General features: G+C 70.1%; 22 protein-coding genes. 5 read left to right on the top strand and 17 right to left on the bottom strand.

All coding sequences use genetic code 11. The features are described 5' to 3' along the window. Positions 1-85 precede the first annotated feature (85 nt). The gene (locus AB0F91_RS12655) at positions 86-880 is read left to right on the top strand and encodes a VOC family protein (protein ID WP_360597245.1); all 795 of its coding nucleotides are present in this window, start codon (positions 86-88) and stop codon (positions 878-880) included. A gap of 90 nt (positions 881-970) precedes the next feature. On the opposite strand, the gene glpK is transcribed toward AB0F91_RS12655, so the two are convergent. Then, positions 971-2,476 carry a glycerol kinase GlpK gene (gene glpK, locus AB0F91_RS12650; RefSeq protein WP_360597243.1) on the bottom strand — a complete coding sequence of 502 codons (1,506 nt, stop codon included), beginning with the start codon at positions 2,474-2,476 and terminating at the stop codon, positions 971-973. Positions 2,477-2,525: 49 nt separating this feature from the next. Beyond that, the gene (locus tag AB0F91_RS12645) at positions 2,526-3,476 is read right to left on the bottom strand and encodes an MIP/aquaporin family protein (RefSeq protein WP_360597241.1); all 951 of its coding nucleotides are present in this window, start codon (positions 3,474-3,476) and stop codon (positions 2,526-2,528) included. Between the two features lie 155 nt (positions 3,477-3,631). Between AB0F91_RS12645 and AB0F91_RS12640 the strand changes: the two genes are divergently transcribed. Continuing rightward, positions 3,632-5,344: a glycerol-3-phosphate dehydrogenase/oxidase gene (locus tag AB0F91_RS12640; protein WP_360597239.1), complete on the top strand. Its 1,713-nt coding sequence runs from the start codon at positions 3,632-3,634 to the stop codon at positions 5,342-5,344. 116 nt (positions 5,345-5,460) lie between these two features. Here the strand turns inward: AB0F91_RS12640 and AB0F91_RS12635 are convergent, their stop codons facing one another. From AB0F91_RS12635 to AB0F91_RS12600, 8 genes are all read right to left on the bottom strand, one after another. After that, on the bottom strand, positions 5,461-5,991 hold the full coding sequence (locus AB0F91_RS12635; RefSeq protein WP_360597238.1) for a GNAT family N-acetyltransferase: 531 nt from the start codon (positions 5,989-5,991) through the stop codon (positions 5,461-5,463). A 27-nt stretch (positions 5,992-6,018) separates the two neighbouring features. Continuing rightward, on the bottom strand, positions 6,019-6,273 hold the full coding sequence (locus AB0F91_RS12630) for a hypothetical protein (RefSeq protein ID WP_360597237.1): 255 nt from the start codon (positions 6,271-6,273) through the stop codon (positions 6,019-6,021). Positions 6,274-6,999: 726 nt separating this feature from the next. Then, on the bottom strand, positions 7,000-7,617 hold the full coding sequence (locus AB0F91_RS12625) for a response regulator transcription factor (protein ID WP_360597236.1): 618 nt from the start codon (positions 7,615-7,617) through the stop codon (positions 7,000-7,002). After that, positions 7,614-8,510, bottom strand: coding sequence for a sensor histidine kinase (locus AB0F91_RS12620; RefSeq protein ID WP_360597234.1), 897 nt, complete (start codon positions 8,508-8,510; stop codon positions 7,614-7,616). Before AB0F91_RS12620 ends, AB0F91_RS12625 begins: the two co-directional genes overlap by 4 nt. Before the next feature lie 394 nt (positions 8,511-8,904). Further along, complete coding sequence (locus AB0F91_RS12615; protein ID WP_360597804.1) at positions 8,905-9,288, bottom strand: DUF1707 domain-containing protein; 384 nt, start codon at positions 9,286-9,288, stop codon at positions 8,905-8,907. A gap of 19 nt (positions 9,289-9,307) precedes the next feature. Beyond that, entirely contained in the window at positions 9,308-9,859 is a 552-nt protein-coding gene (locus AB0F91_RS12610; RefSeq protein WP_360597232.1) for a DUF1707 domain-containing protein, read from the bottom strand. Between the two features lie 54 nt (positions 9,860-9,913). Continuing rightward, entirely contained in the window at positions 9,914-11,710 is a 1,797-nt protein-coding gene (locus AB0F91_RS12605) for an acetyl/propionyl/methylcrotonyl-CoA carboxylase subunit alpha (RefSeq protein WP_360597231.1), read from the bottom strand. Positions 11,711-11,803: 93 nt separating this feature from the next. Continuing rightward, a complete protein-coding gene (locus AB0F91_RS12600; RefSeq protein ID WP_360597229.1) occupies positions 11,804-12,094 on the bottom strand; it encodes an SAV_915 family protein in 291 nt (96 codons plus the stop codon). Positions 12,095-12,144: 50 nt separating this feature from the next. Between AB0F91_RS12600 and AB0F91_RS12595 the strand changes: the two genes are divergently transcribed. After that, complete coding sequence (locus tag AB0F91_RS12595; protein WP_360597227.1) at positions 12,145-12,882, top strand: hypothetical protein; 738 nt, start codon at positions 12,145-12,147, stop codon at positions 12,880-12,882. Positions 12,883-12,960: 78 nt separating this feature from the next. Here AB0F91_RS12595 and AB0F91_RS12590 read toward each other — a convergent pair whose 3' ends face one another. Both AB0F91_RS12590 and AB0F91_RS12585 read right to left on the bottom strand, forming a co-directional pair. Next, positions 12,961-14,286 carry a dicarboxylate/amino acid:cation symporter gene (locus AB0F91_RS12590; protein WP_360597225.1) on the bottom strand — a complete coding sequence of 442 codons (1,326 nt, stop codon included), beginning with the start codon at positions 14,284-14,286 and terminating at the stop codon, positions 12,961-12,963. 90 nt (positions 14,287-14,376) lie between these two features. Then, positions 14,377-15,006, bottom strand: a complete 630-nt coding sequence (locus AB0F91_RS12585; protein ID WP_360597224.1) for a nucleoside triphosphate pyrophosphatase — start codon at positions 15,004-15,006, stop codon at positions 14,377-14,379. Between the two features lie 665 nt (positions 15,007-15,671). Here AB0F91_RS12585 and AB0F91_RS12580 point away from each other — a divergent pair. Beyond that, positions 15,672-15,842 carry a hypothetical protein gene (locus AB0F91_RS12580; protein ID WP_360597222.1) on the top strand — a complete coding sequence of 57 codons (171 nt, stop codon included), beginning with the start codon at positions 15,672-15,674 and terminating at the stop codon, positions 15,840-15,842. Positions 15,843-16,084: 242 nt separating this feature from the next. Here the strand turns inward: AB0F91_RS12580 and AB0F91_RS12575 are convergent, their stop codons facing one another. The 3 genes from AB0F91_RS12575 to AB0F91_RS12565 form a co-directional block, all read right to left on the bottom strand. Further along, the gene (locus AB0F91_RS12575; RefSeq protein ID WP_360597221.1) at positions 16,085-17,710 is read right to left on the bottom strand and encodes a DHA2 family efflux MFS transporter permease subunit; all 1,626 of its coding nucleotides are present in this window, start codon (positions 17,708-17,710) and stop codon (positions 16,085-16,087) included. Continuing rightward, on the bottom strand, positions 17,691-18,311 hold the full coding sequence (locus AB0F91_RS12570; RefSeq protein WP_360597219.1) for a helix-turn-helix transcriptional regulator: 621 nt from the start codon (positions 18,309-18,311) through the stop codon (positions 17,691-17,693). The genes AB0F91_RS12575 and AB0F91_RS12570 overlap by 20 nt, the downstream gene beginning before the upstream one ends. 885 nt (positions 18,312-19,196) lie before the next feature. Further along, entirely contained in the window at positions 19,197-20,402 is a 1,206-nt protein-coding gene (locus tag AB0F91_RS12565; protein ID WP_360597217.1) for an MFS transporter, read from the bottom strand. A gap of 97 nt (positions 20,403-20,499) precedes the next feature. Between AB0F91_RS12565 and AB0F91_RS12560 the strand changes: the two genes are divergently transcribed. Beyond that, positions 20,500-21,105 (top strand): TetR/AcrR family transcriptional regulator, encoded by a 606-nt coding sequence (locus AB0F91_RS12560; protein ID WP_360597215.1) that lies wholly within the window; start codon positions 20,500-20,502, stop codon positions 21,103-21,105. A gap of 6 nt (positions 21,106-21,111) precedes the next feature. Here AB0F91_RS12560 and AB0F91_RS12555 read toward each other — a convergent pair whose 3' ends face one another. Then, positions 21,112-21,330, bottom strand: coding sequence for an acyl-CoA carboxylase subunit epsilon (locus AB0F91_RS12555; protein WP_360597214.1), 219 nt, complete (start codon positions 21,328-21,330; stop codon positions 21,112-21,114). 8 nt (positions 21,331-21,338) lie between these two features. Continuing rightward, complete coding sequence (locus tag AB0F91_RS12550) at positions 21,339-22,973, bottom strand: acyl-CoA carboxylase subunit beta (RefSeq protein WP_220246313.1); 1,635 nt, start codon at positions 22,971-22,973, stop codon at positions 21,339-21,341. Positions 22,974-22,985: the final 12 nt, after the last annotated feature.

Genomic DNA, 22,985 nt, shown 5'->3' with positions numbered 1-22,985 from the left:
GATGGTTCTCCGGTTTTGTCGGTGCCCGGTGCAAGACTGTGGCCGCAGACACAATCCGCATCGCAACTGATCATGGGGAGTGCAGATGTTGTTCCGCGACGAACGCTGGCCCGACGGCACGCCGTGCTGGGTCGACCTGATGGTGCCCGACAGAACCGCCGCCGCGAAGTTCTACGAAAGCCTGCTGGGCTGGGACGTCCAGTTCGGTGGCGCCGAAACCGGCTACTACGGCATGGCGCAGCTCGCGGGGCGTCCGGTGGCCGGGGTGGGGGAGATCCCGGCCGAGCAGGCGGGGATGCCGGCCGCGTGGACCACGTACCTTGCGGTGTCCGATGTGGACAAGGCCGTGGCCGCCATCACCGAGGCCGGCGGCCGCGTCGTCGCGCCGCCGATGGATGTGATGACCCAGGGCCGCATGGCGATCGCGGCAGACCCGACGGGCTCCGTGTTCGGCCTGTGGCAGGCCGGCTTGCACTACGGCACGCAGGTCACGCTCGCGCCGGGCACGCTCGCGTGGAACGAGAGCATGTCCCGCGACTTCGCCGCCGCCAAGACCTTCTACGGCACCGTCTTCGGCTACTCGTTCAACGACATCTCCAACGACGAGTTCACCTACGCCACCCTTGACGTCGACGGCCGCCCGACCGGTGGCCTCGGCCAGGCGAACGGCGACTACGAACCGGGCTGGATGACCTACTTCTGGTCCGCCGACGTCGATGCCGCCGCGGCCAAGATCCCCGAGCTGGGCGGCACGGTGACCGAGAACCCGGTGGACACGCCGTTCGGGCGGATGCTCGTGGCCAAGGACAACCAGGGCGCGTCGTTCCAGCTCATGGCGCCCAACGAGCAGTCCGGCACCCAAGAGGGCTGGGGAGCCTGACCCGAATACCGCCGTGGTGCCGTATCCGAGAACGCGAACGGCCCCCGTCCGCAGCCGGACGGGGGCCGTTCGCCGAAACGAAGGCGCGGGTCAGTCGACCCAGTCGAACGTCTTCGTCACGGCCTTCTTCCAGTTGCGGTACTCCGACTCACGGCGCGACTCGTCCATCGACGGGTCCCACTGCTTGTCCTGCGCCCAGTTCGTGCGGATGTCGTCCTCCGACTCCCAGAACCCGACGGCGAGCCCGGCTGCGTAGGCCGCGCCCAGCGCGGTGGTCTCAGCCACCACCGGCCGGATCACGGGCACGCCGAGGATGTCGGCCTGGAACTGCATGAGCAGCTCGTTCACGACCATGCCGCCGTCGACCTTCAGCGACTTCAGCGGCACGCCGGAGTCGGCGTCCATCGCGTCGATGACCTCACGCGACTGGAACGCGGTCGCCTCGAGCACGGCCCGCGCGAGGTGACCCTTGTTGACGAACCGCGTGAGGCCGACGATTGCGCCGCGCGCGTCCGAGCGCCAGTACGGCGCGAACAGACCGGAGAACGCCGGCACGAAGTACGCGCCGCCGTTGTCCTCCACCGTGCGGGCGTGCTCCTCGATCTCCGCGGCCGACGCGATCATGCCCAGGTTGTCGCGCAGCCACTGCACCAGCGAACCGGTGACGGCGATCGAACCTTCGAGCGCGTAGACGGTGTCGTTGGAGCCGATCTTGTAGCAGACCGTGGTGAGCAGGCCGTTGTCCGACATGACTTTTTCAGTGCCGGTGTTGAGCAGCACGAAGTTGCCGGTGCCGTAGGTGTTCTTGGCCTCGCCGGGCGAGAGGCAGGCCTGCCCGAACGTCGCGGCCTGCTGGTCGCCGAGGATCCCGGCGATCGGCACACCCGCGAGCGCACCCTTTTCGCGAACCTTGCCGTACTCCTCCGACGACGAGCGGATCTCCGGCAGCATCGAGAGCGGAATGCCCATCTCCCCGGCGATGTCCGCGTCCCACTGCAGCGTGTCGAGGTCCATCAACAGCGTGCGAGACGCGTTGGTCGGGTCGGTGACGTGGATGCCGCCGTCGACGCCGCCCGTCATGTTCCACAGGACCCAGGTGTCCATGTTGCCGAAGACCAGGTCCCCGGCCTCGGCTTTCGCGCGGGCGCCTTCGACGTTGTCGAGGATCCACTTGACCTTCGGGCCGGAGAAATACGTCGCGAGCGGGAGGCCGACCTTCTGGCGATAGCGTTCCTGGCCACCGCCCAGCGCGCCGAGCTCGCCGACGATCTTGTCCGTGCGCGTGTCCTGCCAGACGATCGCGTTGTACACCGGCTTGCCCGTGTTCCGGTCCCACACCAGCGCCGTCTCGCGCTGGTTGGTGATCCCGACGGCGACGATGTCCTTGGCGGTCAGGTCCGCCTTGGCGAGCGCGCCCGCAGCGACGGCGCGCGTGTTCTCCCAGATCTCCTCGGCGTTGTGCTCGACCCAGCCGGCCTTCGGGAAGATCTGCTCGTGCTCGCGCTGGTCGACGGCGACCACCCGGCCGGAGTGGTCGAAGATCATGCAGCGGGTCGACGTGGTGCCCTGGTCGATCGCGGCTACGTACGAAGTCATCGTTGCTCCCTCGCTCTGGCGAGCTCCATCGGAACGGTGATCTCGCGGATCATTCGGCACTCGTCCGCTGGCTCTCGGCCGATTGGTCGGCAGGGACGCGCCCCGGCTCAGGCAGGAACTCGCCGGGAGCCTTCTCCCGGGCCGTCAGGACCTGGCCGATGAGGAGGTCGTAAATCAAAATGCCGACCAAACCACCGACGAGTGGCCCGACGATCGGGATCCACCAGTAGTTGCTGAACCAGGCACCGTTGCCGGGGAACGCCTTGTTCCCCCACCCTTCGAACAGGGTCAGCAGCCTCGGTCCGAAGTCACGCGCGGGGTTGATCGCGTAACCGGCGTTCGTGCCGAACGACAGCCCGATCCCCACGACCACGAAGCCGATCAGGGCCGGCCCCAAGTTGCTCTCCGGGGCGTTGTTCCGGTTGTCGATCAACGCCGCGATGATCCCGACGAGGATCGCGGTGCCGACGATCTGGTCGAGCAGCGGTCCCCACACCCCGTTGCCGAAGTACTCGGCCGGGAAGGTCGCGAAGATGGAGAACGTGCCCAATGAGTCCGGTCGCGACAGTGGTGGGTTCTGCGCGGCGTTGAAGGCGTCGATGGCATCGTGGTAGACGGCGTAGACCACTGCGGCGCCGGCCAGGGCGCCGAGCACCTGGGCCACCCAGAACGGCACCACCTTGGCCCACGCGAACTTCCGCCGGACGGCGAAGGCCAGAGTCACCGCGGGGTTGAGGTGCGCGCCGCTGACGCCGGCGGACATGTAGACCGCGAACATCACCGCGAAGCCCCAGCCGAACGCGATGATCAGCCAGTTGGACGCACCGAAATCGACCGACTGCCGACCGGATCCTGGGAGACCCACCACCGCGACCGCGACCGAGCCGCAGCCGAGCAGGATGATGACGGCTGTCCCGAGAAACTCGGCGAGCATTTCGCCGCCAATGTTCGAGCGTAGTCGGCTCCAAGCGTTTGACCTCTGAGAGATTTGCTCGCTCATCGCTTCCCCTCTCAAGTCGACGCCTCCTTGCGCCGAGACCTACCATGCTGCTCTGCCTCGCTGGAACGGACAAGTTTCCAGGCCGAGCGGTGCGCTCGGTAGTCGTGCAATGCTGGAGGGGTGCACAGCAGCCAGTCGCGAGGAGGGCAGCCGCGGTGACGGAAGCGAAGCTGGGACCGGCGGCGCGCGAGGAATCCTGGCAGCGCCTCGGCAAGGAGACCTTCGACCTGGTCGTGATCGGTGGCGGCGTCGTGGGCGCCGGGACAGCACTAGACGCGGCGACGCGCGGCCTGCGCGTGGCCCTCGTAGAGGCCCGTGACCTGGCATCCGGCACGTCGAGCCGGTCGAGCAAGCTCTTCCACGGTGGCCTGCGCTACCTGGAACAGCTGGAGTTCGGGCTGGTCCGCGAAGCGCTCCACGAGCGCGAGCTGATGCTGACCAAGCTGGCCCCGCACCTGGTGAAGCCGGTGAGCTTCCTGTACCCGCTGACCCACCGCGGGTGGGAGCGGCCATACACCGCCGCGGGCCTGTTGATGTACGACACGATGGGCGGCGCGCGGTCCGTCCCGGGGCAGAAGCACCTCACCCGTGCGGGTGCTTTGCGGATGGTTCCCGCGTTGAAAAGGTCGGCCCTGATCGGGGGCATCCGCTACTACGACGCGCAGTCCGACGACGCCCGCCACACCATGACCGTCGCCCGCACCGCCGCGCACTACGGCGCCGTGGTGCGCACGTCGACCCAGGTGGTGGGTTTCCTGCGCGAGGCCGACCGCATCTCGGGCGTGCGGGTGCGTGACGTCGAGGACGGGCGCGAGACGGAGATCCAGGCCGGCGCGGTCATCAACTGCACCGGTGTGTGGACCGACGAGCTGCAGCGGCTTTCGGGCGGACGCGGACGGTTCCGCGTGCGCGCGAGCAAGGGCGTGCACATCGTGGTGCCGCGCGACCGGATCGTCTCGGAGTCGGGGCTGATCCTGCGCACTGAAAAATCCGTCCTGTTCGTCATCCCGTGGCGCAACCACTGGATCGTCGGGACGACGGACACCGACTGGCACCTCGACCTGGCGCACCCCGCGGCCACGAAGCACGACATCGACTACATCCTCGACCACGTGAACACGGTGCTGGCCACGCCGCTCACGCACGATGACATCGAGGGCGTGTATGCCGGCCTTCGTCCGCTGCTGGCGGGTGAAAGCGAGGAGACGTCGAAGCTTTCCCGCGAGCACGCCGTCGCGCGCGTGGCGCCCGGGCTGGTGGCCATCGCGGGCGGCAAGTACACGACGTACCGCGTGATGGCGGCCGACGCCGTCGACGCGGCCGTGGTGGACCTGCCCGGCCGGCCGCCGTCGTCCATCACGGACAAGGTGCCGCTGCTCGGTGCCGACGGTTACCACGCGCTCGTGAACCAGGCCGACCACCTGGCCGCGCAGCACGGCCTGCACCCGTACCGCGTGCGGCACCTGCTCGACCGCTACGGCTCGATGGTCCACGAGGTGCTCGCGCTGGCCGACGGCCGCCCCGAGCTGCTCAAGCCGATCGACTCCGCGCCCGATTACCTGGGCGTCGAGGTCGTGTACGCCGCCAGCCACGAAGGCGCGCTGCACCTGGAAGACGTGCTCGCGCGGCGCACCCGCATCTCCATCGAGTACGCCCACCGCGGCGCCGACTGCGCCGACCAGGTCGCGCGCCTCGTCGGCGAGGTGCTGGGCTGGTCCGCGGAGACGATCAAGCGCGAGGTCGACGTCTACACGGCCCGGGTGGAGGCCGAACGCGAATCGCAGTCGCAGCCGACGGACGAGTCGGCGGACGCCTTGCGCGCTTCGGCGCCGGAGGCTCGGTCGGGGATCATCGAGCCAGTGAGCTGAGGTCCGTGGAGGGCACCTCGAGGGACTCGGGTTTCCTCGGGGTGCCCTTCACGGCTTTGCCCCGAAGGCCGCCCCGGCTCGGCCGAGGCGGCCTTCGCTGAATTTTCACCGCCGGTTCAGGCCTTGCGGATCCACCGGATCAGCGGCTCACCCGTCGGCGCCGGTGTCCGCTCCGGCCCCACGTACGTGAACCCGCACTTCGCGGCGACCGAAGCCGACACGACGTTGCTCTCCTCGTGCCGGTAGCTGATCTCCTGCAGCCCGAGCCCGCCGAAGCCGTAGCGGAGAGCCGCGTTCAGCGCCGTGCCGGCCACGCCCTTGCCCCGCTCGGTGGGATGCGTCCAGACGGAGGCTTCGGCCGTGTCGAACGTCAGGTCCAGGTCCCGCAACCCGACCTCCCCGAGCAGCCGCCCGGTCGTCGGCTCCGCGACTGCCCACGAGCACCGCTCGTCGCGCGACCACTGCGCCGTGCGCAGCGCGATGTACTCGGTCGCTTCGTCGAGCGTTCGCAGCCGGTAGTTCAGCACGTACCGCCGGTGCTCGGGATCGGCGAACGCCTCCATCAACGCGGCCCGGTCATCGAGGTGCCGGTCCGCCCGCAGCTGGCGCAGGTAGTACGCGCCCGCGTTGATCTCCACGGGTTCCACACCACGAGCGTAACCAGAGTCAGGCCCTCAGCGCGCCCAGATGACGGGCACACCACCCTCGTCGAGTGGCCGGTTGGACACGATGCCGGCGACGGTGCCGTCGTCGCCGATGGCTTTCACGTCGCTGCGGTCGTAGCCGGCGGGCAGCGGCAGCTTGCCGTTCGGTTCCGTGCTCTGCCAGCCGAAGGGGGCGCCGGCGTTGGGGGTGGTCCGGTTGGGTAGCTGGCCGCCGATCAGCCCGGTGCTGTTGACGTCGGTGGCTTCGTCGCCGTCCGGCAGCATCTCGGGGTGGTCCGGGGTGGCCCAGCGGAAGGTCGTTCGGTGGCGGTCGCGGAGACGCCGTAGCCGACGACAACCCCGCCGCGGATGGCCGAGCCGCCGACAGAGGAGTACCCGGCCGGAACCGCCGGCGGCGTGAGCACTCCGTTCTGCCAGAGACCGCCGCCGTCAGCACGGTGCCGTCCTCGTCGACGTCCGCCACGTCGGCCCAGTCGCCGGTCGGTGGGATCGTGGCCGGGCCCGAGCCGAAGGCCGGGGACAACGCGCCGACGCTCTTGGCCGGGTCCGCGGAGACGAGCAGCGTGAGGACGTCACCTCGGTCGTTCAAGGCGACGGCGTCGGGCTGACGTAGCCCGACACCACCGGCAGGAGGTGGAAACCGTTGCCGTCCAAGAGGAAACCGCGGCTGATGCCGGTGTCGTAGCGAGGGCGTTGCCGAGGACGACGCCGGAACTGTTCTCGTCGTCGACTCGCGCGAACTCGTACCCGGCCGGAATGCCGCGGACTGTCGGCTGCCCGTGAGTCCAGGTGACTACCTGGGAGGTGCCGTCGATGATGAACTCCCCGGCGAACCCACCTTTGCCGTCGGTGCCCGTGAGGAAACCGGTCACGTCCTCGTGCCCTCGTGGCAGCGGCAGCAGAGTCGCGTGCCACGTGTCCGCCTGTGCCTGTGCCGTCCCCAGGCCCGCCAGCACGACGGCGCCCGCGTTGTCCGGCATTCGGGTGAAGTCAGAGCAGCCCGCGGTGATAAGCCTCGCCGACGGCGGCCGCGCGGTCGTTCACACCGAGTTTCGCGTACACGTGCAGCAGGTGGGTCTTGATGCTCGCCTCGCTGATGAACAGCCGGCTCGCCGCCGCGCGGTTGGTCGCGCCCGCCGCGACCAGGCGCAGCACGTCGAGCTCGCGGGCCGTCAGCACGCCCGGCGCAGGACTCCGAAGGGACGCCATCAGATGGGCAGCCACCGCGGGGGCCAGCACCGGCTCGCCCCGGGCGGCGGCGCGGACGGCGTGCTGCAGGTCGGCGACGGGCGCGTCCTTGAGCGGGTAACCGGTGGCGCCCGCCTCGATGGCGGGCAGGACGACGGCCTCGGTGTCGTACGTGGTGAGGACCAGGACGCGCACGGCGGGGTGCTCGGTGGCGAGCCGGCGGATCGCGCCGACGCCGTCGAGCTCGGGCATGCGCAGGTCCATGAGGACGACGTCGGGGTGGTGGCGCGCGACGAAAGCCAGCGCCTCGACGCCCGTGGCCGCTTCGCCGATCACCTCGATGTCGGGGCAGCCCTCGAACGCGCCGCGCAGGCCGTCGCGGACGATCGGGTGGTCGTCGGTGAGCAGCAGGCGGATCATCGGTCCGCCGGGATCGCGGGGAGCTGCACGTTGACCGCGGTGCCTTCGCCTGGTGCCGACTCGAGCGCGAACGTCCCCGCCACGCGCCGCACGCGCTGGCGCATCGCCTGCAGGCCGAACCCGGTGCCCTCGCCACGCGCCGGTGACGCGGGGTCGAAGCCGGCGCCGTCGTCGCGGACGTCGAGGAGGACGACGTTGCCGGCGTAGGTGAGCGAGACGGCGATCCGCGAAGCGCGCGCGTGTTTTTCCGCGTTGGCCGAGGCTTCCTGTGCCACGCGGTACAGCGTCACCTCCAGCTCCGGCAGCAGCGGCACGGGTTCGCCACTCGTTTCCGCGGTCACGGCGACGCCCGAAGTGTCCCTGACGCGCCGCGCCAGCTCCGCCAACGCGTCGGGCAAGCGCGAGTCCGTGAGCAGCTCGGACCGCAACGCCTGCACGGCGCGGCGGGCCTCCGTGAGGCTGTCCTTGGCGTGCGTGTGGACCTGGGTGAGGTGGCGCTGCCGGGACTCCGCGGACGCAGCACGGTCCGCCGCCTGCAGCTGCGTGACGATGCCGGTGAGCCCCTGCGCGAGCGTGTCGTGGATTTCGCGGGCCATGCGCTGGCGTTCGTCGTGCACGCCGGCCTCACGCGCCTGCGTGAGCAGCTGCGCGTGGAGCCCGCGTTCTCCTCTAGCGCGGTTTCGAGGCGCGCGTTGGCCTCGGCGAGGGCCGCGTTGGCGCTTGTCGTTCTCCGCGCCGACGAACCACGCGGCGTACAGCATCGGCCCGACCACCGACGCGACGAACACCCAGGCCGGCGTCGGCGCGTCCGTGCCCCAGATTCCCTTTTCCAGCAAGGGAACCACGGCCGTCGCGGTCACGGCGAAGATGCTCCAGCGGGCGGCGAACAGCACGAACGCGATGGGGTAGCCGATCGACGCGAAGGCCGTGTATGTGGTGTCGAGCGTCGTGAGGGCGGCCGCCCCGGCCAGCAGGCCGCAGAAGAACCCGACCGCGAGCCACGGGTGCTGCGCCCGCCGCGGGAAACAGGGGCACGAGCAGCAGCAGCCACACCGCCGACAGGGCCGCGACGACGAGCGTCACCGAACCGACGTGGTCACCCGTCGCCGCCCAGATCGTGCACACGGCGAGCGCCACGATCCCGACGCAGCGAACAGCGGCCCGGCCGGCCGCTCCCCGCGCGGGGGCACGGCACCTGGCACCACACCCATCACGGGCGCGATTCTCGCAGCTCGAAGCGCACACCGGGGGTCCACCGTTCGACGCCGGCCGTCACCGATCGGTGGATCAGCGCCGGCGCCAGCCCGTGATCAGCAGGATGGCCAAGGGCAGCGCGAAGACGAGGATGAGCCGCCCGCGCGACAGCACGAACACTGCGATCGCCACCACCACCGCGATCGGCACGGCGAACCGCAGGGCGAACCGCATCAGCGCGCTGTCGCCGGCGGGGCTCGGATCGGGCACGGCCGTGGCCCCGGCCCGCGGCGCCAGCAGCGCGCTCGGCCGGGGTGAGGGCAGGTCGTCGAACAGGGGTTCCAGGTCGCTGACCCGCTTGGCGGCCGTGACCTTGGCCGAACGGGTGCCGTATTCGTCGACGTCCAGGCGGCCGGTGCGGACGTGCTCGGAAAGCACGTCGAGCGCGTCCTGGCGTTCCTCGTCGCTCAGCCGCATGTCGGGCACGGGATGCGCCTCACCAGCGGTCTCGTCGGCGACGGAACTCGTCGCGCATCTCGTCACGCATCTCCCGACGGGCCTCGCGGTGGTCGATGCGGTGTTCGCGCCGGACCCGGGGGCGATCGCCGCGGTGGTCCCAGCCGTGGCCCCACAACGCCCGCCCGACCACCGTGAGCGCGATCGGGGCGAGGATCAGCGGGAAGGCCGGCAGCGTCGTCGTCGCGATGAGCGCGATCGTCGCGATCCACACCAGCGGGACCAGTGCGGCCGCCGCTCGCTGGCCACCGTTCCACCCGTGGGGCCGGGCCACCGCCGTCTGCGGAGGCGCGGCAGCAACAGGCGCGGGCGCGACAGGCGCCGCACCGCCGTACACCGGGTGCGGAGCGGGCAGGTCGTCGAACAGGCCCGCCAGCTCACCCCGCGTCTTGGCCGCGGTAATGCGCGCCGAGCGCTCGCCGTACTCGTCGATGTCGATCCGCCCCGCGCTCATGTGCTCACCGAGCGCGTTCAGCGCGGATTCCCGTTCCTGGTCGCTGATCCGCAGCTGCGGAGACGGCACCTCTGTCACACCGATGATGGTATGCCGCCGCGGGTCCGCGGACCCACGACATTCGGCACAACTTCAGTCCTTGAGCTCGAGAAGTTGCGTGCCCTGAGTCACGGCGGCGCCGACCTCGACCGAAAGCCCCGTGACGGTGCCCGCTTTGTGCGCTGTGACCGGGTTTTCCATCTTCATCGCCTCGAGGACCACGATCAGCTCGCCCGCCTCGACGTGCTGGCCTTCCTCTACCGCGATCTTCACGATCGTGCCCTGCATCGGCGCCGTGACGGCGTCGCCACTCGCCGCCGCCTTCGCGCCGCCTGAGCGCTTGCGCGGCTTGGCCTTCGTGGCCGTCGCGCCGCCGCCGGAGCCTTCGAGCGCGAAGCCACCCGGCAGCGACACCTCGAGCCGCCGGCCGCCGACCTCGACCACCACGTTCTGCCGCGGCGCTTCTTCCTCGGCCTCGGCATCGGGTGCGGTGAACGGCTCGATCTTGTTGTCGAACTCGGTCTCGATCCAGCGCGTGTGCACCGAGAAGCCGTTCTCGTCGCCGATGAACGCCGGGTCGTCCACGATCACGCGGTCGAAGGGCAGCACAGTCGCCATGCCCTCCACCACGAACTCGGCCAGCGCGCGCCGGCTGCGCTCGAGCGCGTTGTTGCGGTCGGAACCGGTGACGATCAGCTTCGCGAGCATCGAGTCGAACTGGCCGCCGATCACGCTGCCGGACTCTACGCCGGAGTCGACGCGCACGCCGGGGCCGTTGGGCGAGATGAACTTCGTGACGGTGCCCGGCGCCGGCAGGAAGCCGCGCCCGGCGTCCTCGCCGTTGATGCGGAACTCGATGGAGTGCCCGCGCGGCTCCGGGTCTTCGGTGATGCGCAGCTTCTCGCCACGCGCGATGCGGAACATCTCGCGCACGAGGTCGAGGCCCGTCGTCTCCTCGGAGACGGGGTGCTCCACCTGCAGGCGGGTGTTCACCTCGAGGAAGGAGATGGTGCCGTCGGTGGCCACGAGGTACTCGACGGTGCCGGCGCCGTAGTAGCCGGCCTCCTTGCAGATCGCCTTGGCCGACTCGTGGATCCGGGCGCGCTGGTCGTCGGTGAGGAACGGCGCGGGCGCCTCTTCGACGAGCTTCTGGTGGCGGCGCTGCAACGAGCAGTCGCGGGTGCCGACGACGATCGCGTTGCCGTGCTGATCGGCCAGCACCTGCGCTTCGACGTGGCGCGGCTTGTCGAGGTAGCGCTCCACGAAGCACTCGCCGCGGCCGAAGGCGGCCACCGCCTCGCGCGTCGCGGATTCGAACAGCTCGGGGATTTCCTCACGCGTACGGGCGACCTTGAGGCCGCGCCCGCCGCCGCCGAACGCCGCCTTGATCGCCACGGGCAGGCCGTGCTCGTCGGCGAACGCGATGATCTCGTCCGCGTTCTTCACCGGCTCCTTGGTGCCGGGCACGAGCGGCGCGCCGGCGCGCGTCGCGATGTGCCGCGCGGTCACCTTGTCGCCGAGGTCGCGAATGGACTGTGGGCTCGGGCCGATCCACGTGAGCCCGGCATCCAGTACGGCCTGGGCGAAATCGGCGTTCTCCGACAGGAACCCGTATCCCGGGTGGACGGAGTCGGCGCCGGATCGCTTGGCCACGTCGAGGAGTTTGTCGATGGAGAGGTAGCTCTCGGCGGCGGTCGTGCCGCCCAGCGCGAACGCTTCGTCGGCCAGGCGCACGTGGGGTGCGTCGCGGTCGGGATCGGCGTACACGGCCACACTTTCGAGACCCGCGTCCTTCGCCGCCCTGATCACGCGGACCGCGATCTCACCGCGGTTGGCGACGAGGATCTTGGTCACCGGACCACCCGTGCTCGCGACGTCCTGCTCGGTCACCCGGTACCTCCCGTGAGCTCCACTGCCTGGTGTCCCGGAGTCTACGGACCGCACTACCCGCTGGGATGAGAGCTGGACCACCCGGTGGTTTCGTTATACCCGCGCGGTGTGGCGCAGCTCGATCGGGAGTTCGGAGTCGAGCACGATCACGTCGTAGGGGTTGACCTGGTGGATCTTCGGCAGGTGCTCGGTGTTGATCATGATCCACGGCTGGTGCTCGCCACAGCAGTCGATCAGCCGGTCGAGTGCGGTGAACGCGACCAGGGCCACGCGGCCGTCGGGAGTGCGGCGCAGCTCGATGTTGGCACCGGTGGCGCCGTCGGTGGTCCCGGAGACCGGACCGGTCGGCAGGTACAGGGCCGGGGGGAGGTTGGGGTTCGTCACCGGAACAACATAGACGGCCACTGTCTGCAAGGTCGCCTACAGTCTCGGTTATGCGGACTTCGCCGACCCGGACCCCGCGGTCCGCGCTGCTCACGGCGGTGCTCGCCGCCGTGGTGACGGTGGCGGCGCTGGTGGTTGTCGTCGTGCTGCGCCCGAAACCCGACGGTGCGCCCGGTGTTCCGCCCGTGAGCCTGGAGCCGGCGGCGCCCACCGCGGCGACCTGCGGCAGCGGCGCGTGCCGCCAGCTGGCCGCGATGACCGTCGGCGGTACCCCGGTCGTGTTGCTCTCCGACGCGTCGGGCGGCTGGGGGCGGGTGCGGGTGGGGCCGCAGCCGGGTACCGAGTTCGAGCTCGCGATCACCACGATGGGGGCGAAGCTCACCGCGCAGTCGTTGCGCTGCATCGCGGGGGAGACGTCGGCGTGCCTGGTGACCGGCGACGTCGGCGGCGGTGACGGCGCGGGCGGCGCGTACGGCGAGCTGTTCATCGGCTCGGGCGGTGTGTGGCGAGACTTCGGGAAACCCTACTTCGCCGATGCCGGCACGCTTTCGCTCTTCGACGTCAACACCGACGGCCGGCCCGACGTGATCGTCGTGCGGCACGAGTGTCCGGATGCGACACCGGGCACGCCCAAGTGCCAGGCCGCTCCGGTGCTCGCCGAGGTCTACCAGCTCAGCGGTACGGAGCTCGGTTGTACCCGGACGGTGGTGTCCCCTTCGGATCTGAGGGGGTGGCCGCAGGTCGAGGTGCGGGCCTCGGAGCTGCGGCCGTGTGCGGACGGCGGCTGAGCTCGGCTGTTGCTGTTGCCCAGCCGCCGTATCGTCGGATCAGGCGGTTTGGTCAGGCGGTTTCGTCAGGCGGTTTGGTCAGGCACTGACCGGCTCGGCCTTCGCCCTGGGGGCAGGGGTGTCGCGCACCGTGTCGTCGAGCAGGCCTTCGGCGCGCGCGACGATGGTCGGGACCACGATCTGGCCGGCGACGTTGGTGGCCGTGCGCATCATGTCCATGATCGGGTTCACGGAGTAGATGAGCGCGATGCCCAGCGCCACCTGCTTGGCGTCGAGGCCGATGAACGCGGTGGTGAGCGTGAGCGCGGTGAGCCAGCCCGTGGTGCCCGCGGTGGCGAGCGCGCCGAGCACGGCGACCACGACGATGCCCACGTACTGCCCGATGCTCAGCTGCACGCCGGCCAGGTTGGCGATGAAGATGGCGCCGATGGCCGGGAAAACGGCCGCGCAACCGTCCATTTTGGTCGCGCTGGCGAGTGGCGTGGCGAACGCGGCGTAGGACGGTTCGACACCCAGGTTCACCGCGGCCTGGCGGGTGAGCGGCAGCGTCGCGGCGGAGGACTGCGAGGCGAACGCGAACTGGATCGCCGTGCCGGCCTTGGCGAAGAACGTGGCGGGGCTGATCTTGGCGACGAACTTCAGCAGGATCGGGTAGACGACAAACAGCACCAGCAGGCAGCCGACGTAGACCGCGGCCGTCGTGGAGAGCAGTGGGCGGAAGAGGGCGTCGCCGTAGTTCGACACGGCGGCGCCGATCAGGCCGGCGATGCCGAGCGGGGCGAGGCGCACGATCCAGCCGAGGTAGCGCTGGATGATCTCGAAGACGCTCGTGGTGAAGTCGACGAACGGCTTCGCCTTGTCGCCGAGGCTGTAGGCGGCGGCGCCGATCAGCACGGCGAGGAAGAGCACCTGCAGGGTGTTGCCCTCGGCGAAGGCGGAGAAGAAGTTCTGGGGGAGCAGGCCCTCGATGAAGGCGTCCCAGGAGCCCCAGCTGCTCACGCTCTTGGCGGCCTTGTCGGCGTTCTTCGCCGTGGCCGCGATGCCCGCGCCGAGGCCGCCGGCACCCGGGTTGAACAGCTTGCCGATCGCGATGCCGATGAGCGAGGCGATGAACGACGTGATGGCGAACCACAGCACCGTGCGGCCGCCGAGCCGCGCGGCCGTGCGCCCGCCGCCGAGGCCGCGCAGGCTGGTGATGCCGACCACGATCGCCGTGAAGACCAGCGGGATCACCGCGATCTGCAGCAGCGTCGTGAAGATTTCGCCGATTGCGCGGAGGACGTTGGTCAGCGTTGTGGCGCCCGTCGTCCGTGCGAGGACGCCGAGCGCCGCGCCCACGACGAGCGAGCCGATCACCGCGGCCGCGAAGACTCGAGGTTTGGTGTACGCGCGGAGGAAGGACACGAAGCCACCCCAGAGGTCGAAAGTCCCGTTCAGGCCCGAACCGGGCCGAACATGAACTTTCTTCGATCACTCGGTGGAGGGAAAGTCTTCTCAGGATGTGGGAGGCGTCCAGAGATCCACGACACTCACGCCGACCTCGGTCAACAGGCGGCGCACGAGCGGCAGGCTGAGGCCGATGACGCTCGACGGGTCGCCCTCGATGCCCTCGACGAACCAGCCGCCGAGCCCGTCGAGCGTGAACGCGCCCGCCACCTGCAGTGGCTCGCCGGTGGCGAGGTAGGCGTCGAGCTCCTCGGCGCTGGGCCGTCCGAAGTGGACGGTGGTGCGCTGTGTGCCGGCGGCTTCCTTGGTGCGGTGGCCGTTCTCGACGCGGATGATGGCGTGGCCGGTCAGCAGCTCGCCGGAGTTGCCGGCCATCGCCTCCCAGCGCCGCCGCGCGACCTCCGGCGTGCCGGGCTTGCCGACCATCTCACCGCCGATCGACAGCATCGAGTCGCACGCCACGATCACCGCGTCGGCGTGGATACCGGCCACCTCGGCGAACACGGCGTTGCCCTTCGCGGCGGCGAGCGCCATCACCAGCTCATCGGGCGCCGGATCGGTGAGCGCCGCCGCCACGGCGTCCTCGTCGACACCGGACACCACAACACTCGGCTCAACGCCGGCGGCGCGCAACAACGCGAGCCGGGCGGGGGACTGGGATGCAAGTACGAGACGCACGGGTGAAAGCTACCGCGCGCAGTGAGAGTTGCCGAATTGTGACCTGCAACACCCGATCGTGGAGCTAGTTTGTTGTTGCTCGCAACATATCGGGCTCAGCTCGCTTCGGCGGTATCAAACGGATGCCGGGAAGGGACCACGGTGCCGCATGACGGTCCGGGTGACGGAATCCACGCCGCCGACCAGGCTGCGCTCCGCGTGGTGGGCGCGCCTGCGCGCGCCGAAACACCGCGACCCCGTTCGTGCTGGTGGTAGTGAGGCGCTGAAGAGCTCCCCGCCTTTGCGCGGGTGAGCTGTGTTGGTGACCGGCTGCCCGTGGCCGGCGCGCCACCGGGCCGGTGGTTCCTCGACTCAGCCGACGCTGAGCCCTCGACTTTCTCTCCCGCGGTAAACGTGCCGCCCCTCGGCCCCGGCTCCCGCACCGGCCGCCGAGGGGCAGCACGTCTTGTGCACCGCGATCGCTGAGACCCATGGGTGCTGGTCGGCGTCACTGAGCACCGCCTCGCCTGCTTACGGTCCCTGCGGCCGCCGTCGCCCACCGCGGACAGAGACGGCGCTCGAGGCCGCGCTGATGCGACCGGCCCGGTCGGCGGAGCTGGGTGGCGCAGCCTCACGACGCCAGAGTGCGGGTTGGTGGGTTGCGCCCGGCACCCGGTCGGGCCTCGGTGCTGCTCATCGCTCTGCTGATCATGGATCTCGCTTCCATCCGCGACCTCCACAAGCTGAGGAAGGCGGTCAAGCGAACGAAGAAGATCATCACGAGGAAGTGCGCGGCTTTGGTACCTGCTGCGACGAAGATCTGTGCGCTGCACGTCCTCATGGCAGCGTCGAGCTGAGCCCATCGACCTGGCCGCCTTCGGTTGGTTGACGACGACTCCGCGAACGGCGTGCGGCCCGCGACGGGGGCGCGCGTTTGCGTCGTGCTTCAGCTGGACTGTTTGCCCAAGCCCGGTGAGTGTCGGCGCTGGTGACTACCGGCTCCAACACTCCTGCTTCTGCCGCCGCCTCGACGCGAGCCCACGCCCGGGGCTCGGTGGCGGCAGGTGGCTCGGGCGGCCGACGCGGGTCGACGACCCAGTCAGGCGGTGACCGGGGTTTCCGACGAGGTGGGACTGGTGGGCGTCGGGGCGGGGCGGGGGGTGACGCGGCGCAGGAAGGCGGCCGAGAAAACGCCCAGGATCAGCACGGCGATCGGCAGGATCAGGGTGGTGCGGGCGGCGTCGGTGAGGCCGTTGTGGACGGCTTCGGAGGCGAGGCGGCCCGCCTGGGCGGCGACGTCGGCGGGGAGGCCCGGGATGGGCGCGGGGCCCGCGGCGGCGCCGAACTCGCCCGAGGACGCCGCGGCGTGGGCGATGCCGTCGGCGAAGGGCTGGCGGTACTGCTCGGGCAGCTGCGCCGCGGCGGTGGTGGCCTCGTCGGCGATGGAGGCGCTGATGCGGGCCTGCAGGAGCACACCGATGGCCGCGCTGCCGAGGACGCCGCCGACCTGGCGGGCGGTGTTGAAGATGCCTGACGCGGTGCCGGCGAGCTGGGGCTGGACCGAGGCCATGGTCAGGTTGCTCATCGGCGAGAAGATGCAGCCGATGCCGAGACCGCAAACGAGCAGCGCCGGAATCAGCGCCCACGGGCTGGTGTCCGGACGAGCCTGCACAGCGATGATGCCGATGCCCAGCGCGAGCACGGAAAGCCCGCCCATCACGAGGTACTTGCCGTTGATGCGGTCCGACGCGCGGCCCACGAACGGCGCGATGACGCCCGACAGCAGCGACATCGGCGCGGTCAGCACACCGGCGAGCGTGGGGCTCAGGCCGAGCACTGTCTGGATGTAGATGATCAGTGGCAGGAACAACCCGGTCATCGTGAAACCGACGGTCGTTGCCGTGAGCGTGCCCGCGGAGAAGTTGCGGTTGCCGAACACGGCGAGCGGCACGAGCGGTTCGCGGCGGTTGTACTTCTGCCACAGCACGAACGCCACGAGCAGCACCACGCCGGCGCCGATGAACTCGAACACCGTGATGCCGGCGAAGACCGTGCCCCAGTCGTACTGCTGGCCGTTCTGAACGCCGAACACCAGGCAGAACAGCCCGGCCGCCGACAGGAAGATGCCGATGAAGTCGAACGCGTGCGCGTGTTTCGGCTGCCAGTCTGGCACGAGCAGCACCGTCAGCACGATGGCGATCACGCCGATCGGCACGTTGACGAAGAAGATCCACTCCCAGCCGAGGTGGTCGACCAGCACGCCACCGAGCAGCGGGCCCGCGATCGTGGCCAGGCCGGCGACGCCACCCCACGCGCCCATTGCCGGGCCGCGCTTGGCGGGCGCGAACAGGTGCGTGATGAACGCCAGCGTCTGCGGCGTCATCAGCGCGGCGCCGAGGCCCTGCACGGCGCGCGCCGCGATCAGCATCTCGACGCTGCCGGACAGGCCGCACCACAGCGACGCGCCCGTGAACACGATCAGGCCGGCGAGGAACACGCGCTTCGGCCCGAAGCGGTCGCCCAGGCGGCTGGTGAAGAGCATCGGCACGGCGTAGGTCAGCAGGTAGACGCTGATCACCCACACCACGGAGTTCAAGCCCGTGTTGAGCTTGCTCAGCATGTTCGGCACGGCGATGGACACGATGGTGGTGTCCAGCAGGATCATGAAGAACCCCAGGCACAACGCGCTCAGCGCGGCCCACGGGTTAGCTTGTCTTGCGTTCATGGTCTTCCTTGGTGATGAGGCTGAGGGAGGGCTTCTCGTCCTGGAACCGGATGCGCCCTGAAGAAAGATCGGCGTGCAGGCGTTCGCACCACTCGAGTTCGAACGCCCGGTGGGCGGCCGCGTACCGGAAGTCGAGCCAGTAGATCTCGGGGACCGCGTCGTCGCAGACGCGCTTGAACATGACCTGGTCCGCCGCGACGCTCGCGCGCAGCAGCGTGAGACGGTGCTCCAGCTCGGCCAGCGACTTGTCGCGGCCGAGGTCGTCGATGACCGCCAGCCCGCTGAGGAACTCCGGGTACTCCTGGGCGACGTCGCCCAGCATCTCCCGCGCTCGCTGCTCGAACACGTCCTTGCCGGCCGCCGTCATCGCGTACACGGTCCGCTCGGGCCGCCGGCCGTCGCGCTGGGTGTCGACGATCTCGACGAAACCGTTGTGCTGCAACCGTTCCACGGTGTGGTAGAGCGACCCGGCCTTCAGCTTCACACGCTGATCCACGTAGCGCTCGCGCATGAGCTGAGCCATCTCGTAGGGGTGCATCGGCTTTTCGTGGAGAAGCTCCAGCACAGCCACCCCCAGAGCGGTCAGCTTCGCCGCAACCATGGCTGTTGATCCTTTCGAGTGATCCAGTACGGTTATTCCGTGTGGACTATATCCAGGGGGACTGTACGGCTTCGAGGACGGGCGGGTCCAGTGTGATTCGCGCTGGTGAGCGCGGTGTCGCGCACGGTGATGGCAAGGCTTGGAACGTAGGAGACACGCTAACCGCGGGCACTGACAAAAACCGCGGTCGCGGTGCGTGACCAGCGCAAACGACGAGAACGACGCCGCCCGCCGCCCGCAGCCCGGCAAGCGGACGGCGGGCGGCTAGGTGTCGCGGCGGGGGTAGGTGGGCGTGGGGTGTCGCGGCGGGTTGGTGTGGGTCTGGCGGTGCCGTGGTGGATGGGCGCGCGCACGGGTTGTCGCGGGTGGGGGTGGTTGGGCAAGGGCGCGGGGTGTCGCGGTGGGGCGGCTGTCGCGGTGTCAGGGTGGCTGGCTGGAGGTGGGCACCGGGGTGCCGGGTAGGTGGGCGTGGGTGTCGCGGCGGGTTGGTGTGGGTCTCGCGGTGCCGGGGTGGGCGCGGGCACGGGGTGTCGCGGGTGGGGGGTGGTTGGGCAACGGCGCCGGGTGTCGCGGTGGGGGCGGCTGTTGCGGTGTCGCGGTGGCTGGAGGCGAGCACGGGATGTCGGCTGGGTGGGCATGGGTGTTGCGGTGTTGTCACCGGGCGGAGGCGTGTCTTGGGTGCCGCGGCTGGTTGGTGTGGGTCTCGCGGTGCCGGGGTGGGCGTGGGCACCGGAACCGGCTCGGTGACCTGTCGGGCACCGGAACAGCGGCTGCCCGGACGTCACTCAGCCATGTGCTGCAGCTGCTTCCGAGCCTCCCGTGCCCGCTTTCCCCACAGCGAGTACCAGCCGGAAATCCCGGTGCCCACCGTCAGCGCGGCCGCGCTCAGCCCCAGCGACCAGTGCACCCCGCCGCCGCGCCGAGCAGTCCGACGGTGAACCCGCTGCCGGCACGCAGGCCGTTGGCGGAGACGTTGTACACCCCGATCACGCGCCCGCGCTCGGCCGGTTTCGCCAGCAGCTGCACCACGGTCTGCCCGATCGACATCGACGCCAGGTTCGCGACACCGCCGATCACCAGCAGGACCAACGCGAGCGGATAGCTCGCCGTCATCGCGAAGAACAGGCTCGACAACCCGTAGACCGCCGTGGAGACCACCGCGGCGAACACGCTCGGCTTGATCCGGCCAGTCGCCTCCAGCAGGATGCCGCCGAGCACGCCGCCGGCGCCGTTGGCGAACAGCAGCACGCCGTACGCCGTGCCGGCGCTGCCCGCGCCCAGGTCCTGGGCGAAGATCGGCATCGAGCTCTGCAGGGAAGCGCCCACGAAGAACGCGCCGAGCCCGGCCAGGACGATCATCCCGACCATCGTCGGGTTCGCGCCGACCTCACGCAGCACCCGCACCGAGTCGAACAGTCCCACGCGGGGCCGCGCCACGATGCTGCCGTCGCGCGTGTGGCCGGTCAACTTGGTGCGGAACAAGAAGATCATGAGCGGCAGGTAGAAGGCGACGTTCACGAAGATCCCGGCCACCGGCCCCAGCCCGAGCAACAGCGCCGATCCGACGACCGGGCCGAAGAGGATCCCCAGGCTGCGGAAGGTCGCGTTGAGCCGCACGGCGCTCGGCAGTTCGGCGGGGCCGACGAAGTCGTGCAGCATCAGCTGTTCGCCCGGGCCCCAGACCGCGCCCGCGACGCCGTGCAAGATCAGCAGCACGCACGCGCTCCAGACCTGCAGTGTGTCGGTGAGGATCAGCACGCCCCACAGCGCCGACACGAGCATGAACAACGCCTGCGCGGCCTGGATGATCCGCCGGCAGTCGTGCCGGTCGGCCAGTCCGCCGAAGTACACCGAGAACAGCAGGAACGGCACCCAGTGGCTGATCACCTCGAACCCGGTGAGCGCGGGCGAGTGGAACTTCTCCCACAACACCCAGTACGTGATGACGTGCTCGATGTTGTCGGCCATCATCGCGAGCGCCGCGCCGAACAGGTACGGGCGGCAGTCCTTGTTGTACAGCGCGGCGAACTTGCGCGGCGCGGCCGCGACCGCGCCGTTCTCGCCGCCTTCCTCCAGGACGTGCGTCGGCACGCCACACGCGGAACACATGTCGAGTGACCCCCTTATGCCGCGGCCTACGCTAGACGCGACGTTGCGTCTTGTCTAGAAGCCGATTAGGCTCACCGACGTGGGAAACACCACCGCGCCGGACACGCGCCGGCACCACGGGAACCGCTACGGCCGCAGCGAAGACGCGCGCCGCGCCGTGCTGGAGGCCGCCGACGACCTGCTGGTGGAACACGGCTTCGCCGGGCTCACTATCGAGCGGATCGCGGCCGCCGCGGGCGTGGCGAAGCAGACGATCTACCGCTGGTGGCCGTCCAAAGTGGACATCCTGCTGGACGCGCTGGGCGACGACCTCGCCGAGGAGCTCGTGCCGCCCGACCACGGCGACCTGCGCCGCGACCTGCGGGAGCACCTCGCGGCTGTCGCGACTTTCCTGACCACGGCCGACGCCGGCGCGGTGTTCCGCGCGCTGATCGGCCAGGCCCAGCACGACCCGGAGCTGGCCGCGCGCCTGCGTGCGGAACAGATCCACGGGCAGCACGAACGCGATCGGCTGCCGTTCGAACGTGCGGTCGCCCGGGGCGAGCTGCCCGCCGACACCGAGCTCGACTGCCTGGTGGAGCAGGCCATCGGGCCCGTCCACTACCGCGTGCTGGTCACGGGCGCGCCCGTCACGCGCGAGTTCACCGACGCGCTGGCCGACCGTGTCGTGGACGGCTGCGGGTAGCCGGGGTCAGCGCGGCAGCGCCGAAGCCCGCCACGCGCCGTCGCCCGGCTGCGGCATCGTGCCCAGCCGGGTCGCGCGGTCGTTCCACCACGACGTCCGTCGTTCGGGCGCGGGAGAGCCACCCGACGACGCCGCCGCCACCGCCGCGACGACGGCAGTGAGAGCTGCAAGCTCGGCGTCGTCCGGATTGCCGCGGACGACGCGGAGCAGGGGGCGATCGCTCACGGGAGACCTCACAGGGGGATGTTGCCGTGCTTCTTGGGCGGCAGCGTTTCGCGCTTGGTCTTCAGCAGCGCCAACGCCTTCGTGATGTGGCCGCGCGTGTGCGCCGGCACGATCACCGAGTCGACGTACCCGCGTTCGGCGGCGGCGTACGGGTTCAGCAGCGTGTCCTCGTACTCCTGGATCAGCTCGGCGCGCAGCGCGTCGACGTCACGCCCCTCGGCCGCGGCGGCCGCGAGCGTCTTGCGGTGCACGATGTTCGCCGCGCCCTGCGCGCCCATCACGGCGACCTGCGCGGTCGGCCAGGCCAGGTTGACGTCGGCCCCGAGGTGCTTGGAGCCCATCACGTCGTACGCGCCGCCGTAGGCCTTGCGCGTGATCACGGTGACCAGCGGGACCGTGGCCTCCGCATACGCGTAGATCAGCTTCGCGCCGCGGCGGATGATGCCGTTCCACTCCTGGTCGGTGCCGGGCAGGAAGCCGGGCACGTCCACGAAGGTGAGCACGGGGATGTTGAACGCGTCGCACGTGCGCACGAACCGCGCGGCCTTCTCCGACGCCGCGATGTCGAGGCAGCCGGCGAACTGCGTCGGCTGGTTCGCGACCACGCCCACGCTCTGCCCGTCGACGCGGCCGAAGCCCACGAGGATGTTGGGCGCGAAGAGCTCGTGGACCTCGAGGAACTCGCCGTCGTCGAGCACGCGGGTGACGACCTCGTGCATGTCGTACGGCGTGTTCGGGGAGTCGGGGATGATCGTGTCGAGCTCGCGGTCGGTGTCGGTCACGTCGTCGAAGAACCCGGCGGGCTCACCCGGCTCGAAGGCCGGCGGCTCGGACAGGTTGTTCTGCGGCAGGTACGACAGCAGTTCCTTGACGTAGGCGATCGCGTCCTCGTCATCGGAGCCGAGGTAGTGCGCGACGCCGGACTTGGTGTTGTGCGTGCGCGCGCCGCCGAGCTCCTCGAAGGTCACGTCCTCGCCCGTCACGGTCTTCACGACGTCCGGGCCGGTGATGAACATCTGCGACGTCTCGTCGACCATCACCACGAAGTCGGTGAGCGCGGGGGAGTAGACGTGCCCGCCGGCGTTGGCGCCCATGATCAGCGAGATCTGGGGGATCACGCCCGACGCGTGGGTGTTGCGGCGGAAGATCTCGGCGTAGAGACCGAGGGACACCACGCCTTCCTGGATGCGCGCGCCGCCACCCTCGTTCATGCCGATGATCGGGCAGCCGGTCTTGATCGCGAGGTCCATGACCTTCACGATCTTCTCGCCGTACACCTCGCCGAGCGCGCCGCCGAAGACCGTGACGTCCTGGGAGAACACGCACACGGGCCGACCGTTGACGGTGCCGTAGCCCGAGACCACGCCGTCGCCGTACGGGCGGTTCTTCTCCAGCCCGAAGTTCGTGGAGCGGTGGCGCGCCAGCTCGTCGAGCTCGACGAACGACCCCTCGTCGAGGAGCAGGTCGATGCGCTCGCGGGCCGTTTTCTTGCCCTTGGCGTGCTGCTTCTCGATCGCGCGCTCGGATCCGGCGTGCACGGCCTCGTCGTAGCGGCGGTAGAGGTCCGCGAGCTTGCCGGCCGTGGTGTGGATGTCCGGTTCTTCCTCGGGCGGAGTCCCGAGCGGCTGCGTCGCACTGCTCATGAAGCGGAGCTT

It is taken from the genome of Amycolatopsis sp. NPDC023774, from assembly GCF_040639695.1.
Lineage (GTDB): Bacteria > Actinomycetota > Actinomycetes > Mycobacteriales > Pseudonocardiaceae > Amycolatopsis.
Note: the sequence above shows the minus strand (reverse complement) of the source record. Positions and strands in the feature narration are given on the sequence as shown.